The sequence below is a fragment of the Membranihabitans marinus genome (assembly GCF_021729155.1).
Lineage (GTDB): Bacteria > Bacteroidota > Bacteroidia > Chitinophagales > Saprospiraceae > Membranihabitans > Membranihabitans marinus.
The window spans coordinates 57,870-74,107 of record NZ_JAJQYA010000014.1; the positions used below are offsets into that span (position 1 = coordinate 57,870).

12 protein-coding genes are annotated in these 16,238 nt (G+C 40.2%); 3 read left to right on the plus strand and 9 right to left on the minus strand.

Annotated features, from left to right (window positions below; genetic code table 11):
- Nucleotides 1-44: 44 nt before the first annotated feature.
- Nucleotides 45-1,172 carry a glycosyltransferase family 4 protein gene (locus tag LVD51_RS10625; RefSeq protein ID WP_236971213.1) on the plus strand — a complete coding sequence of 376 codons (1,128 nt, stop codon included), beginning with the start codon at nucleotides 45-47 and terminating at the stop codon, nucleotides 1,170-1,172.
- A gap of 76 nt (nucleotides 1,173-1,248) precedes the next feature.
- On the opposite strand, the gene LVD51_RS10630 is transcribed toward LVD51_RS10625, so the two are convergent.
- Nucleotides 1,249-2,208, minus strand: coding sequence for a hypothetical protein (locus tag LVD51_RS10630; RefSeq protein ID WP_236971214.1), 960 nt, complete (start codon nucleotides 2,206-2,208; stop codon nucleotides 1,249-1,251).
- A gap of 3 nt (nucleotides 2,209-2,211) precedes the next feature.
- Complete coding sequence (locus tag LVD51_RS10635; RefSeq protein ID WP_236971215.1) at nucleotides 2,212-3,663, minus strand: MBOAT family O-acyltransferase; 1,452 nt, start codon at nucleotides 3,661-3,663, stop codon at nucleotides 2,212-2,214.
- 235 nt (nucleotides 3,664-3,898) lie between these two features.
- On the opposite strand from LVD51_RS10635, the gene LVD51_RS10640 reads away from it, so the two are divergent.
- Nucleotides 3,899-4,978 carry a 3-oxoacyl-ACP synthase III family protein gene (locus LVD51_RS10640; RefSeq protein WP_236971216.1) on the plus strand — a complete coding sequence of 360 codons (1,080 nt, stop codon included), beginning with the start codon at nucleotides 3,899-3,901 and terminating at the stop codon, nucleotides 4,976-4,978.
- A 20-nt stretch (nucleotides 4,979-4,998) separates the two neighbouring features.
- Complete coding sequence (locus LVD51_RS10645; RefSeq protein ID WP_236971217.1) at nucleotides 4,999-5,700, plus strand: hypothetical protein; 702 nt, start codon at nucleotides 4,999-5,001, stop codon at nucleotides 5,698-5,700.
- Between the two features lie 461 nt (nucleotides 5,701-6,161).
- Here the strand turns inward: LVD51_RS10645 and LVD51_RS10650 are convergent, their stop codons facing one another.
- From LVD51_RS10650 to LVD51_RS10680, 7 genes are all read right to left on the minus strand, one after another.
- Nucleotides 6,162-6,764, minus strand: coding sequence for a YceI family protein (locus LVD51_RS10650; protein ID WP_236971218.1), 603 nt, complete (start codon nucleotides 6,762-6,764; stop codon nucleotides 6,162-6,164).
- A gap of 127 nt (nucleotides 6,765-6,891) precedes the next feature.
- The gene (locus LVD51_RS10655) at nucleotides 6,892-7,434 is read right to left on the minus strand and encodes an RNA polymerase sigma factor (protein WP_236971219.1); all 543 of its coding nucleotides are present in this window, start codon (nucleotides 7,432-7,434) and stop codon (nucleotides 6,892-6,894) included.
- A gap of 969 nt (nucleotides 7,435-8,403) precedes the next feature.
- Nucleotides 8,404-9,222: an inositol oxygenase gene (locus LVD51_RS10660; protein WP_236971220.1), complete on the minus strand. Its 819-nt coding sequence runs from the start codon at nucleotides 9,220-9,222 to the stop codon at nucleotides 8,404-8,406.
- Nucleotides 9,223-9,245: 23 nt separating this feature from the next.
- The gene (locus LVD51_RS10665) at nucleotides 9,246-10,790 is read right to left on the minus strand and encodes a solute:sodium symporter family transporter (RefSeq protein ID WP_236971221.1); all 1,545 of its coding nucleotides are present in this window, start codon (nucleotides 10,788-10,790) and stop codon (nucleotides 9,246-9,248) included.
- An 822-nt stretch (nucleotides 10,791-11,612) separates the two neighbouring features.
- On the minus strand, nucleotides 11,613-13,079 hold the full coding sequence (locus tag LVD51_RS10670) for an alkaline phosphatase D family protein (protein WP_236971222.1): 1,467 nt from the start codon (nucleotides 13,077-13,079) through the stop codon (nucleotides 11,613-11,615).
- Between the two features lie 4 nt (nucleotides 13,080-13,083).
- A complete protein-coding gene (locus tag LVD51_RS10675; protein ID WP_236971223.1) occupies nucleotides 13,084-14,616 on the minus strand; it encodes an arylsulfatase in 1,533 nt (510 codons plus the stop codon).
- Between the two features lie 144 nt (nucleotides 14,617-14,760).
- On the minus strand, nucleotides 14,761-16,233 hold the full coding sequence (locus tag LVD51_RS10680; protein WP_236971224.1) for an alkaline phosphatase D family protein: 1,473 nt from the start codon (nucleotides 16,231-16,233) through the stop codon (nucleotides 14,761-14,763).
- Between the last annotated feature and the right edge of the window lie 5 nt (nucleotides 16,234-16,238).

Sequence of the window (16,238 nt, forward strand, 5' to 3'; positions counted from 1 at the left end):
GAAGTATTCTCTATTTGATTTACTAAGCATCTCAAGATTAACCTATGTCCAAGAAAAACATAGCCATCGTCCTCAATGCGGCATGGAATATTTACAATTTTAGACAAGGATTGGTCAAGGCCCTTTTAGCTGAAGGTTATCATGTCTACTGCATTGCTCCTTCCGATGAATATGTGAGTGAGATAGAATCCTGGGGAGCTCATTTCATCCCGCTAAAACATTTACAGCGCAAGGGGAAAAACATGGCGGCCGACTATGGCTTATACCGAGAACTAAAATCCCTGTTCAAGACCTATCATATCAATGTAGCCTTGTTGTACACCATTAAACCCAACATTTTCGGTGCCATGGCGGGTAAATCTACCGATACTCGAACCATTTGTACAGTGACTGGATTGGGTTATACCTTTATTCAAAAGGGTTGGATCAACCAATTGGTCAAGGCTTTGTATCATCGGGCATTTTCTAGGGCAGATAAAATCCTTTTTCAAAACTCCGACGACCTCCAGTTATTCCGCGAACTAAAAATCGGTCACGCTGATAAGATGTCTATTGTACCGGGAAGTGGAATCGATACCAAACATTATGCTCCCTCAGACCCTGTAGGTGAGAAAGAAAACAATGACTTTGTCTTTTTATTTGTCGGTCGATTTTTAAAAGACAAGGGAATTCGAGAACTCAAGGCTGCAGCAGATCTTTTATCCCAAAAACACCATCACTTCAAACTCCACCTCGTGGGCGGTATCGATGATCAGAATCCAGCTACATTATCAGAGGAGGAACTCCGCGAATGGGAAGAAAAATCCTATCTGACCTATTACGGTCAAGTCGATGACACCAGACCTTATATTGCCAACTGTGATGCCCTAGTCCTTCCATCGTATCGAGAAGGCCTGCCCCGTGTATGTCTAGAAGCCATGAGCATGGCCAAACCTATGGTGGTTAGTGATGTGGCGGGCTGTAGAGACACAGTCATTGAAGGAGAAAATGGATTCACCTGTAAGGTTAAAGATTCCGCTGATCTCGCCGAGAAAATGGAAAACATAATGGCCTTACCTTATCCCAGACTTCGCGAAATGGGGCGGCAGAGTAGGCAAATGGCGGTTGAAAAATTTGATCAAGATATCGTTGTTAAACAATATCTTAAAATGATAAGCGAGTTCATCATTTAGTCTTCTTATACCAAATGCGTTTATAATTATAAAAATGGAAGGGACAAGAAATTTAAAAACATATCAATTATTTAAATTAATCGTTTTCTCCCTCCCTTTTCTTTCTAAATTTCTCTATTTCAACTTTCACCATTTCAGCTTTATTATCTTTTTGAAGCAATCCGTTTTCTAACAAAGTATTAAACCATGTTGAAAAAACAACTGCTCCTTTTTGGTTTAAATGACCAAAATCAGCATATTCTTCATCTAGTAGAGGAAACCGATCAAAATCTAAAAATGCAACATTCTTAAGTTCGTTTTTCAATATACCCCTCAATTGTTCTTCATTACTCCTAGAAAATTTAAGGTGCTGAGGACTCCTTATTAAAAAGGTTTTTATGCCAATCTCACTACAATAATCCAATATTTTAATTAAATACAAGATACTTTCATTAGGATCTAGCAATTCTTCCTCTTTTCTTTGAACACCTTGTTTCTGTTCTGTCAATAGACTATCAATATTACTGACTGTATTTGGTGTAAAACCACCATAATTTGATTTAAAACTATTTCTTTGTAATATTAAATCAATTAAATTGACCCGAGTAGACGTCGAGACTAATTGAATAAATTCTTTAGGAAATCTTCTATAAAGATAAATAATATCCTCTAAACTCATAAATGGAGAATGGACCTGAGATGCTTTGTTCACTCTATCAAAATTAGAAAGCCATTGATCTACACCTGAAGTTAAAACATTATTGGAGTACTCTATAAAAATGGCTTTAATATGATGATTTCCCGATATCTCTTTTATTTTTTGATAAGTAAAAAAATAATTTTCAGCTGACTTTGCTAAATTTTTACATTTCAAAATTATACCATCATCAAAAGCCTGCTCGGGGTGAGAATGTCCCATAATCAAATATTCCTTTTCCTTATCTAATTTATAATTCAATTGTTCATGACGTAAGCAATGCAAGGAAATGACAAAAAGGAATATACACATCACAAAAGATAAAAGTACTTTTACAATTTTAACGATAAATAATTTCATAGATTAAAATTGGAAATAAATGAATTCTTGATCCTTTCCTAAGAATAGAAATAGCATAAAAAACAAGCTATAATAAAATGCCATTCGATACTTTTTCTTCCATACTAATCCAATTTTTTCTATGGCGTATTTATCTTTTCTTCCTATCCATTCAATGAATATAAACCCTATAATCATCGCGATTAATGGAAGTATTAACATTTTAGAATAATTAATTCTTGGCAATGTAAAAAACGATGAAGAGAAAATGGTCAAAAAATAAGAAATGCCATGATTGAGGTCATTAGCTCTAAAAAATATCCATGCCAAGGTAGTTAACCCAAATGTAAATATCATTTGATATAATTCTAGAAAGGTGGGGAAGATATTATCTGAAGCTACTACATCGGTATTCTTTCTATTTATTTTAAACAAAAATATAGGCAAATAGAATAGGGCGTGAAGTCCACCCCATACAATAAAAGTCCAATTGGCACCATGCCAAAATCCACTCACTAGAAATATGATAAAAATATTTCGAATACTCAACCACTTCCCATTACGACTACCTCCTAAAGGAATATAAAGGTAATCTTTAAACCAAGAGGATAGGGAAATATGCCAACGCCTCCAAAACTCTGCAATGTCTCTTGAGAAATAAGGGAAGGCAAAATTTTGTCTTAAATCAATACCAAATAATCTAGCAGTCCCAATGGCAATATCAGAATATCCAGAAAAATCACCATAAATTTGAAAAGCAAAAAATATCGCCCCCAAAAGTAAAGTACTGCCAGGATAATCAGATGAATTGTTAAAGATTTCATTGGCCAATTGTGCCGCATTGTCAGCGATGACTATTTTTTTAAAAAGGCCCCATAGAATTTGCCTCATGCCATCAACGGCCTTTGAGTAGTCAAAAATTCTGTCTTTATAAAATTGAGGCAATAAATGACTAGCCCGCTCGATGGGTCCTGCGACCAATTGGGGAAAAAAACTAACGAAGGCTGTAAATGCCATTAAATCTCTTGTCGGATTCAGTCTCTTTTTGTACACATCTATAGTATAACTCAGGGTTTGAAAGGTATAGAAACTAATACCTACAGGAAGAATAATATTTAGTGAGTTCGCTTGAATGTCCCGTCCCATAAAGGTAAAAGCCGCTATAAAATTATCCTGAAAAAAATTGAAATACTTAAAAAACCCTAGCATTCCAAGGTTTACAATCAAACTAATCCATAATAGGAATTTCCGCTTATTTGGTCTTTCCTCAATACCTAACCTCCGCCCTACACTGTAATCTACAAGAGTACTAAACAAAATCAACAACAGAAATCTCCAATCCCAAGAACCATAAAAGAAGTAACTGGCCAATACTACAATATAGTTTTGCAACCTAACATTGTTCTTGCCCAAGTACCAATAAAGGGTAAATACAATAGGTAAAAAAATAGCAAAATCTATAGAATTAAACAACATGTATTAAGGGTTCTTATAAGTTTGATATTGAAGCCTGACAAGAACAATAAATATGACAACAAATACTTCTATATTAGTATATATAATATAAGAAACAAAGATAATTTTATAATTATATAATTCAAAATCAATATTATAAAAAATATTCTCTTCCTCATAAACCAACCGCCTCATAAATAGGTCGTGATATGAAATAATGTCAATTTATCGGACAATTTCTTACCTTTAAGTTTATATGAATAATAATTATAGTGTCATTATAGGGACGGGAAGCTATATTCCTGCCAATGTCGTAGAGAACGAAGCCTTCGCTGACCATGTGTTTTACGATGGCAAGGGTCGAGAGATTCAAAAGGAAAACAGCGAAATTTTAGATAAGTTTGAGCAAATCACTACCATCGCCGAGCGCCGTCATGCTTCGGACAAATATGTGACTTCAGACATCGCCTACATGGCAGCCCAAGCCGCCATCGAAGATGCTGGAATAGATGTGGAGAGTTTGGATTATATTATTCTGGCCCATAATTTTGGCAATATAAAAGCCGGACAAAATCGGTCAGACATCTTACCTACTTTAGCGGCTAGAGTAAAACAAAAATTGGGCATCGAAAATCCTGCCACCATAGCCTACGACATTACTTTTGGTTGCCCAGGTTGGGTGCAGGCCATGATTCAGGCCAATTATTATTTGAGGTCTGGTGATGTAAATCGCATTTTGGTAATCGGTGCCGATATATTGTCCAGAGTCTGTGATCCCCACGATCGCGACAGCCTATTGTATGCCGACGGAGCCGGTGCGGCCATTCTAGAGCGAAAAGAAAGCGAATCACCTATTGGCATCATTGGTCACAGCAGTCGATCCGACACTTTAAATCACGCCCACCTCCTATTTATGGATGGCTCTTACAACAAGGAACATGAAGATCCATCGGACTTATTTTTGAAAATGCACGGTAGACGTCTTTACCAATATGCTTTGGAAAATGTACCGACGGCGATCCGGGATTGTTTAATCAAAACCAAGGTCGATCTCGCCGACATCAGTAAAATATTGATCCACCAAGCCAATGGCAAGATGGATGCGGCTATTTTGGAGCGTTTGTATGAATTGTATCCCGATGTAGAAATACCAGACAATGTCATGCCTATGACGGTAGATTATCTGGGGAATTCTTCGGTAGCTACAGTGCCTACCTTATTGGATTTAATTCTCCACGGTAAAATGTCTGATCATTCTATTCAACCGGGCGACAAGATTGTATTGACTTCAGTAGGAGCAGGTATGAATATCAATGCCATCATTTATGAGTTTTGATATAACAATACTCTATTGAGATGATAAGGGATAGATCGAAAAGACTCTCCACCTATTATTTTCCCCGCAATCTGCCGAGGTTTTCGTTAGATATTTATGATTATTGCACATTCGATCAGACTTCCTTTTACTATAAAAAAGAATCGTTTAGATCACTGGTCCTAGATCTAGAGGCTAGGGAGGAAGAATTGCTTGCCTCTTATCAGTATCGCGTTCGTCGATATGTGAAACGGTCTAAAGATATGGATTTTAGGATTGAAGTGCATCGAGATGGGCGGCCCTTCTACTATTTACAAGACAGTGTAGTGAGGCAGAACCAAGCGGTAGACTACTATCCCATGGAGATGTTGAGTCCAGCTCATCATCGACTGTTTACTACGATTCAACACAGCGAAATGGGAGTTTTGGCCATGCACGGTCATTTGATGGATGCAGAGAACCAAGTGGTATTGCTGTCTATGAACATCTCCAATTACCGACAATTTATTAGACCTGAGGATAGACAGATGGCGGGGATGGCCAATACCTATTTGTTTCACTGTGATTTTCTCCGATTTCAATCTATGGATTACAAGGTTTACGATATGGGAGGATATGAGAATCCATCATTGATGCAGTTTAAGAAAGGATTTGGAGGACAGATCGTCCATTATTTTCGCTACAAGCCCAAGCCCGTAATTTTTGCCAAGAAAATAATGAAGGGTCTCAAGGGCAAAAAATAAACGGTGGAATGTGAGAAATCAAAATTGTGATAAATGGATTCTGAGGATCTAGATTTTATTTATCTATAAGATATTTTTTATTAAGAAACATACTCACGCCTCGGTGAACGAGCAAAGTGCACGACTGAATAAAGTTGCTCTATTGAGCAACCAGATGAACTAAATGTTCATCTGATGAAGGAGCTATGACCACTGTGTCATGGGTGGGTAGGAGAGCCCGTAAATCGGGCTCTGGCGAGAACGACCGAATATAGTACAAAGTACCCAATCCATTAAATATGGATTGGATGAGGGAGCCGAGGTCACTGTACCTCGGGTGGGTTAGCCACTGCGCTGCGACGAGATTCCATGAAATTCGCTAACGATGGATGGGGCAGTCACGCCGGAGCAAGTGGCTCCGGTTCCCTCGCCATTGATCCATTTAGGATCAATGGTGCTGCACACTTCGCTCGGTCATCTTCTCACTTGGAAGTAACCTTGCGATTGAGTTCCATAGGTATATTTATCCTGACTTCATCGCCGACCACCATGGTCGCCGCCCAATCTCCTACACCGACACCGTAATCCGTCCTATCCAAAGTGGTGTCGATTCTCAAACCGAGGATGAGATTACCTTCCATCATAGGATGTTCCATTTGCCCGGTAACGGAAAACGGAATGACTATATTTTTGGTCACATCCTTAATGGTGAGGTTGCCCATGGCTTGGTATTTATTCTCTGAAATCATTTCCACTTTTGTGGAAACAAATTTTATTTCTGGAAATTGTTCTGCATTGAAGAAGTCCGCGGACTGAAGGTGATTATCTCTCTTTTCATTGTCTGTATCTACGCTCTTTACCTGAATGATAAAAGAAAATCCACTTTGATTTAATTGGTCGGGATCAAAATGAAAGCTTCCATCGAATTCGGTAAATTTACCTTTGACTTCGTTAAAGAAGTGATTGATGCCAAAATTGACCGAGGTATGGGCCTTATCGACCGTCCACATGGTAGCATCTTGCCCTTGCAAGTTCCATCCGAATGTAAGGGAGATAATGAGTGCTAAAAAGTATTTCTTAATCATGATATATGTGTTTTAAATGAATAATAATTTCATCACACATTACTACTACATAAATTGATCATCAAGGTTTATCTTTCCCTTTATGTAGTATCATAATCAAAAAATCATCCCTACTTTCATGTTTAATCTAATCATTCAATAATTCCTCTGACTCCTTCACTTTTCTAATCTGTTGGATACATTTGTATTTTTGATTATGTGCGTTGTGTCTTGTCGTATAACCGTACTCCGATTGAATCCGCTCTATGGTTTTTCCTTTAAAAAACATATCGTTTATCAACCGATGACAGTGGTCGGTTATTTTATTGAGGTATCGCTTGAGTTTTTCCATTAAGGACAATTCATTAATGATAGCGGCATCGATTTGATCTTGAAAGTCGCTACCATTTAATTCGTCTAGGGTTAAATGGTATTCTTCGTCCTGTAGTTTTTTAGTCCAGAGATTTTTACTGATGGCAAACACATAGGTATTCACTGAGGCCGTCAGTACAAAGTCATCGTTCTTCAGTTTTTCGACCAATACCATCATGGTATCCTGAAATAAATCTTCTGCGTCTGCCGTATTTCCATTATTGTCTTGGACAAATTTGGAAATTTTACTAAAGTTTTCGTCATACAAATCTGTAAAATCAAAATGACTATATACAGATCGCTTCATTTTATTCTGCATCGATATTTCACGTTATTTTTGGGGATATATGGCTAAGACACAAGTAATGTAAAAATGTTCACAGGATCATTACATTATTCGAATGTCCACCATAGAGGAAAATATTAAACTATAGATATAACACCAGTGAAGTTAAAAAAAGTTCAATTTTTTATTCATGGTTGAATTTAAAAAGACATAGTAAATTGATTGGGTATAGGATGATCTTGAATATCACAACATCTTTTCCATCATGTTCGGACTATTCCGTAGAGACGCAAAATTTTGCGTCTAAATCTAATTTACATAAATCGAAATTATTATCCATTGATGCCAATAAAGATTAACATGAAGTATTATTAATACCACGCCGGAGTGAACGAGCAAAGTGCACGACTGAATAAAGTTGCTCTATTGAGCAACCAGATGAACTAAATGTTCATCTGATGAAGGAGCTATGACCACTGTGTCATGGGTGGGTAGGAGAGCCCGTAAATCGGGCTCTGGCGAGAACGACCGAATATAGTACAAAGTACCCAATCCATTAAATATGGATTGGATGAGGGAGCCGAGGCCACTGTACCTCGGGTGGGTTAGCCACTGCGCTGCGACGAGATTCCATGAAATTCTATCGATTTACAGTGCAGACACGCTTGGTAGAGACATGACCGAATGCAGTACAAAGTACCCAATCGACTTAACGTCGATTGGATGAGGGAACCACGACCTCCGGGTCGTGGGTGGGTTAGCCTTGCGTCTAAATCTAATTTACACAAATCGAAATTTTTATCCATTGATGCCAATAAAGATTAACATGAAGTATTATTAATACCACGCCGGAGCCAGTGGCCTACCCACCCACGACACAGTGGTCGTGGTTCCCTCGCCATTGATCCATTTAGGATCAATGGTGCTACGCACTTTGCTCGGTCATCCTCATCCGATGGACATTTAGTCCATCGGGTTGCTCTATTGAGCAACTTCATTCGGTCACCAATTAATTACCTCGTCGCCAAGATATTTCTTGGCTATAGGGCCGTAATATTCCATGATCTCCTCGACGTCGTATATCTTATCACTCTTGGAATAAAGATCGTATTGATTGAAATCCAATATCCACTCTCTGTATTCCTCATCTTCAGGCTTCAATAATGACCGATAACTGCCTCCAGTATGCCATGGATAGAAGGAATGATACCGAATCATTACCATCCCGGCTTTGGGCAGACGATTGCCCTTGTGATGAGACAATACCTGATATAAATACTCATCATGGCCCCAAGCCAAGTGTAAATTATCTAATCCGCAACCCGCTTCGTATACCCCGGTATCGGTATTGTATTTCTCATTGGCCATGTCGGGATTCAACGCATTGAACTCTGGATATACCAAGGTGTCGGGCAATGCTGCTCCCACTACAAAAATATCTCCCACCAATCCCCATTGCTCCGCTTGACTGGTTCCATCGGCATCGTTGCCCTTGAGATACATCATCTTCCCCAAATCGTGAATCAATCCCACTAACTGCATCCAATCCGGTCGACCGTCCTGCCGTATGGCCTCGGCCGACTGCGCCAAATGCTGAATATTGGGCAGATTGAGATCGGGATCACTGACATCGATTAAATCATTGAGCTTTATAAATGCATCCCATAAATCCATAGGCATATCGTATGTCAAATATTTTTTCTTCATCTCCATTACGTAATCGTAAGTCTGATTCTGCCTCATCTTTTTGTAATGATGTCTCACCGCCGCCGTCGCATCACTCTGATCATAATTTCGAAACTCTTTTTTTACCGTATCCATATCTTAAAATTTTACCCTTTTGATCAATAAAAAATAATATATAAACTCACCGTCGCTATAAATATGGCCACCGCCCAAATCTTGACCACAGGCTGCAACTTGTAATCCAATTCATATTTTACCGGTATGGTCGTATGATGTTTAACACCGCTGCCCGGCCTTAAATAAGTGTATATGGACATAAACGCTAAGACGAATAAGAAAGTTATGGCCATATGATGTAAAAATGCGATGTTCGGAAAAGCCCATAACAACCCACCATACACTGGAATATTTAACAACATAGCCCAAAACGCCGCATTCGATGGCACCTTTTTCCATACCAATCCCAAAAAGAAAACCGCAACCACACCTGGCTGAATAAAACCCCAGTACAACTGTAAAAACAAATACAATCCACCCTCAAATTGACTGATGATGGGCGCCCATAAACAAGCCAATATCATTAGAAAAAATGTACTGATTCGACCAATACGCACCGATTCCGAAGAAGAAATATTTTTATTTATAAATGGTTTGTAAATATCAATGACAAATATGGTGGCAGCAGAATTCAACAGGGAGTCCAAGGTGGACATTGTGGCTCCAAATAATGCCGCAAACATAATACCTACCAGACCTGCCGGCAACAATTCCGTAATCAAGGTCGGATAAGCCGCATCGCCATTGGCAATCTGCCCTCCGTATAATTCATAGGCAATTATCCCAGGAAAAACGATGATAAATGGAATCAACAACTTAATACTGGCCCCAAACAACACCCCTTTCTGCCCTTCCACGATACTCTTAGCCCCTAAAGTCCGCTGGGTAATAAATTGATTTAATCCGAAATAAAATAAATTGGGAATCCACATCCCGCCAAGAAAAACGGCCAACCAAGGCAATTCTGGATGATCCAATGGCAGGACAGTGTGCAACCTCCCATCGGAAAGCTCTACAAAGGCATCCCAACCACCGATTTCCACCATCCCTAAATAGGTAACCAACATTCCACCCAACAACAAGGCCGTCCCCTGAATTACATCAGACCAAACCACGGCCTTCAATCCCCCATAGACAGTGTACAATCCCCCCGTCAATCCAATCATCCACACCCCCTTGATCAGAGAAATATCGAAAATTTCTTTTAATGCAAATGCCCCGGCATACAATACTGTGGCTATGGTGATACAGACGTAAAAAACCAACATAAATACCGACATCAATGTTCTGGTCTTCTTGTCGTACCGATACTCCAAATACTCCGGGATGGTATAGATGCCACTCTGCAAAAACTTGGGCAGTAAATACAAAGCCACCACAATTAAGGCCAAGGCGGCTATCCACTCAAAACTGGCAATGGCCAATCCAATATCCCCCCTAAATCCCTGACCAGCCATGCCGACAAAATGCTCGGTAGAAATATTTGAGGCAATCAAGGACAACCCAATCACCCACCACGATAATGACCGGCCCGCTAAAAAATAATCCTCAGTATTCTCTTTATTTCTAGATACATATAGAGAGACCCCTATGACAAAAACTAGAAACCCTACGAAAGCAATAATGTCTATAATGGCAAAATCCATATATCCGGCGATTTTAATATATTTTAAACAAGTTCAATGGCTATTTTGCAAAAGATTGATCCCATCCTTTCCCTGAAGCAATTATCTCTTAAATATATACTAAAATCCATAAACAATACAATAGTTTGCAAACTAATTATACAATAAAACAAATCATCGTTTATTATCGAAAACTATTAACATATGACGCTATTTTGCCCGTTATCGCCATCCATATGTCGGATTTATTCACAGAAATATAATTATCAGCTAGGCCTCCCCCATTGTCTGATGATAAGTGGTCTGAACAGGATTAATAAGATAGAAAGATCGGCAAGATAATCTTTGAGGTCGCTGACTGAGCGGAGTAGAGCGAATCCTCCACAGATCTGATAAGATTGAACAAGTTGCTGGCTAGGATTTGGGCTAGGATTATCTTGAATATCACAACATCTTTTCCATCATGTTCTGACAATTCCGTAGAGACGCAATGCATTGCGTCTCTACGTCGTCAAAATTAATTAGAAGATATCGCCTCCGTAATTCGCTATCGACATACGGCGCAACCACGCCGTAGCCCTTTGTCTGAACAGGATTAATAAGATAGAATGATGGTCAAGATGATTTTTGAAGCCGCTGCACTGAGGGATGTCGAAATAGAGCGAATCCTCTCCAGGGCTAATAAGAGTGAACAAGTTATTGTCTATGATTTGGGCTAAGATTATCTTGAATATCACAACATCTTTTCCATCCTGTTCTGACAACTTCATTCGTTCACCTCGGAACCGTGGCCTCGACTCCTTCGACTTCCCAATTAACCAATAATAATTAACCATTATTTCTCTACACAGAAAATTCCTCTAAATGATGCACCTGCCCTTCAGCGCTATAGTGTCGAAACTGAATATAAGGCCTACCTTCTTTTCGAAACACCTCAATTCCCAAAAATCCGCCTTTTAAATTTAAATATCGATGCTCAGGCCGATAATCCTCAGCATTCCAACCTTGCACATGATAATCGCTGATGGGGCCAGATCCAAATTCCATAACTTTCGTTTCCAAATCTTGAGAAACGTATTGCCAATGCCGATCCCCATTCACTACATACATATTTTTTTGATTGGCAATAAATTTTCGCAACCAAGTTCCTTCATGTTTAAACACCGCATTGGCATGGTTATCTGATTTGCGCTCTCGATCAGGCCCAACAACAGGGGTGGCGGAAATTAGGATTTTAAATGTAGCATCCGAAGCCTCCACGGTTTCCACAAACCATTTTTTTTGCTCTTCCCCCCAAATACTCTTATCAGGACCATCCTCCATATCGTTTCGAGATCGATACTCTCTTCCTTCCACCATCCATATTTCCAAATCCTTGCCCCAGCGAATAGATCGATAAGGTTTCTTGACAATAGGAGCATTCTCATACCATATCTTTATACCATCCTCAATCGAAAGGTCTCCATAATTCCCCTTCCCTTTGTAAGCATCATCTTTGAGCAAATCGTGATCGTCTTTTATCATATAAATAGGCACCTCCTTGTAAAAATCCCTTAAAGACAACCACCCATCCATGGCGTGCCATTTATGACGCGCTTGCTCAATATTTTTGGCCAACGGCCCCGGCTTGTCGTAATAAATATAATCCCCGGTTTGCACGAAAAAATCGGGTTTTAATTTTCTCATGGTATCATAGGTTTGAAATCCTCTCTCGTCGTCATCAAAACTCCAAAAATACTGACAAGTAGAGGTCACCATATTTACCGGCACAATATCTGCCGCCGTAGGCGGGGTTTTAAAAGTCGTAGAGATGGAATTTACCGGACCTCGCTTACTCGCTTTGGCCTCAATCTCCAATTGATATTCCTTTAATGGCTTCAATCCATCGCAAGGCACTTTTATCGTATAATCATTGCCCTCGTTGGCCGTCATCCAATCCGACACCCACTCTCCATCTGATGAAGTGATTTTCACCCTAGCCAAACCTTCCTGTCCTTTTACCGCACCATCCATCTGATCTACCGGCTGACTCTCATCAAAATCGATGGGATGCCTAAATACTTCCTCCCTCCTTTCATGCCTCACTGGATTGGGTTTTTCCTGACCACAAAGCCTGGTCCAAATAACCACTGAATTTGAAGTCAACTCGCTAATCTTAAATCCATTGGTAAAATAAACCGGCGATTTTTTACTCGTTATCGACTTCCACAATCGAGCACTGCCTTCCATATCCCATAGAGATACCGAAAGAAAGCCCACTCCCATTTTTTCAATAAAATGACGTCTGTCTTTAAAGGTTTTGTTTTTCATATTCTTAATTTTTATAAGGGATGCCTACAGATTCTGCCCATTTTTGCCATTGTAATTTCATAGATTCTAATCTATCTTCCTCCACCTGGGCCAAGTTTTGGGTCTCGGTTCGATCTTTTTTCATATTGTATAATTCCCAAGTATCTTTCCACCTCACCAACTTCCAATCCTCTGTGCGCAAGGCACTGCCTTTTTGCCAATCAAAATACAAAGGCGAAGCGCGATATACATCTTCCCCCCTAACCAAGGGCAGTATATTAACCCCCTGCAATGAAGGCAATTCACGCCCTTTGTACTGCCTAGGATACTCTGCCTGAGACAACTCTATCAATGTGGGCATAATATCGATTAAATGCAGAGGTTGGTGATTGACACTGCCTTTATTTTTCAATCCTCTGGGCCAATGAAATATAAAAGGAGTGGCCGTCCCTCCTTCATAGGAGGCATTCTTATTATGTCGAAAAGGTGTATTCGCCACATTGGACCAATTGCCTTGTAGTGAAGCCCATCGATCGATATCTCCGATTTGTCCTTCCCCTCTATCCACCACTTCAGCCGAAGCCCCATTGTCGGACAAAAACATAAATACGGTATTGTCCCATTCCCCACTTTCTTTGATGACCTCAATCAGTCGGCCTATATTGCGATCCAATTCATCGATCATGGCCGCATACACTTGCATCCGCCGTACTTGATCGGCCTTAATCGAGTCGTTTAAATCCGACCAAGATGGATAGGTCGGCAAAGATCGAGGGTAGCGGTCATCGAGCAAGCCAGAAGCGATCTGTCGCTTATACCGAGCTGCAGCGATGGCCTCATAGCCCACATCGTAAACGCCCTCATATTTCTGAATCACAGACTCTGGTGCTTGCAGCGGATCATGAGGTGCTTGATAAGACATATAAAGCAAAAACGGCTTTTCTTCTTCAGCATATTTTTTTAAAAAATCACAGGCCCAATCCGTCCATGTCGTCGTAGCATAGTAATCGGCTGGCGGAGTATAGGGCTGCTTCAATTCGCCATCAAAAGCAAATACCCGTTTGCCGTACCTTTTTTGAGCTGGCATTGGCTCTCCAGGGCGCTGCAATCCCGGATTAAAATAATTTGCAGCTCCATCGCGCAATCCATAATAGTGATCGAATCCCCAGTCGTAGGGATTGTCCGTACTGTGATGTTTGCCCACAAACAAAGTAGTATAACCCGCTCGCTTCAGCACTTCGCCAAAAAATATCCCATTGGTAAAATTCTCCGGCTTTTTATCCATGCCTACCTGCTGAGCATATAAGCCAGTCAATAAAATAGCCCGCGAAGGAAAACATTTACTGGTATTGTGCATCTGGGTAAATCGAATTCCATTTTTAGCCAATTCATCTAAATTCGGCGTAGATATCTCAGAACCATATGCTCCGATATCGGAATAGCCCAAATCATCGGCTAAAACAATTACAATATTGGGACGATCCTCGTTTAACTTTTGTCCAGTGGAAATATTAAGGCCAAGGCCCAGTAGCAAAATCAGTAAAAATGTTTTTTTCATAAAAAATATAGTATCCATTATCGTTAATCATTTTGTCAACACACAGCTCTAAAATTTCACAAAACACCACTTACCCCCATCAGATATTCCAGTATTAACTACAAATAAAATTAAAATTTGCCCTAAATTAATCAATCCCATCCTCTATTGGGGAGTTAAATCCGATAACTTCAAAGATTTTTGATATAAAACCCGACCATCTTCCCTCAATAACCGATAATGCAGGCTAGGCTCTTCCTTGTTGGCCTTCATCGTCAATTCTCCAAAGGCAAATTGACCATCGATACCGTACAACTGAGTCGTCCATTCTTCTTTTTGAGCAGGAGGTCCTACCCGAGCCCCCATACTGGCAGCTTCAAATTCATAGAATTGAAATCCATTGGATCGAGGGATGGTAAATCCCCGGGCTCCATGTCGATCACCAGAAATCAAAACCACTCCCTTGATATTATTTTCTTCGATAAAAGAAAATAACTCTTCTCTGCCTTCGGCATCGTTGACACCCCAAGAATCCTTGCCATTGGACACATAATCACTCCACATCGAACCACAGGACAATACGATAAAGGGTCCACGGCACTTGAGCAATTCTGCCTTCAACCAATCCATCTGCTCACGACCCAAAAACGAGGCTTCCCCACCAGATCTATAGTAGCGATTGTCCGTCATAATCACATCGGCCATACCAATCCTCGTCCGAAAATATATGCCTTCGGTCTCTTCATCCTCAGCATAGGCGGGATTATTCCACGATTCACGGAAAACTTTGGCTACAGCTTCTTTATCTTTTTTGACATATCCCTCGGGCACACCAGCTAAGTCATTGCCAAAATAATCGTGATCATCCCATGAGGCGTAAACGGGGATTTGGCTCACCACATCCTGCCAAGCCGGTGACTGATCCCTCAATAGATAGTCGGCCTTGTGCATACCTATATTATTCATTCGATCTTGCACGGCAATGTCGCCCAACAACATCAAGGCATCGGGATCTCTAGACTGGACAAATTCCATCATTTTCTCATTCCACAATCCCCATCTATGCGGGCAAGAACCAAAAACTATCCTAGTTTCCTCCGCTTCGTCAGCTACTGGACTGGTTTTAAACCTCGTCGTCATAGGAAGGGATAGTACTTCGTCGTCGAGCAATACCTGATATTCGTATTGACGATCAGGCCTCAATCCTGTAATTTTGATTTGACCTCGCAAGTCTGTATCAAAATCGGTATACACGGGCCCAAAAGTTTTGTCTAGGCCCGAGCCCTTTACTCTAATCTTTACTGCAGTGGGCTGAATACTTCGCAACCAAATAGTGACTCCATCGGACTGAAGGTCGCCCAGCATGGGGCCAGAGAACAACTTCCATCCGTTTTCAGCGGCCAATGATTTAAATTTTTCATTTTTTACCACATCCTGATACATGGCCTGAGGATGGGCAGACAAAACCTCGTAAGCCGCCATATAGGTAGACTTTGTGGCTTGGTCTGCCTTCCAAAAATCCATGATATCGGCATTGGTAGTGGTCTTATTCATCACGTGATCAGACTCACCAAAATACTGTCCAAACCCCATAAAGGGCAGACAAAACATCATCACTATTATTCTAAATGCAGTCATATTTT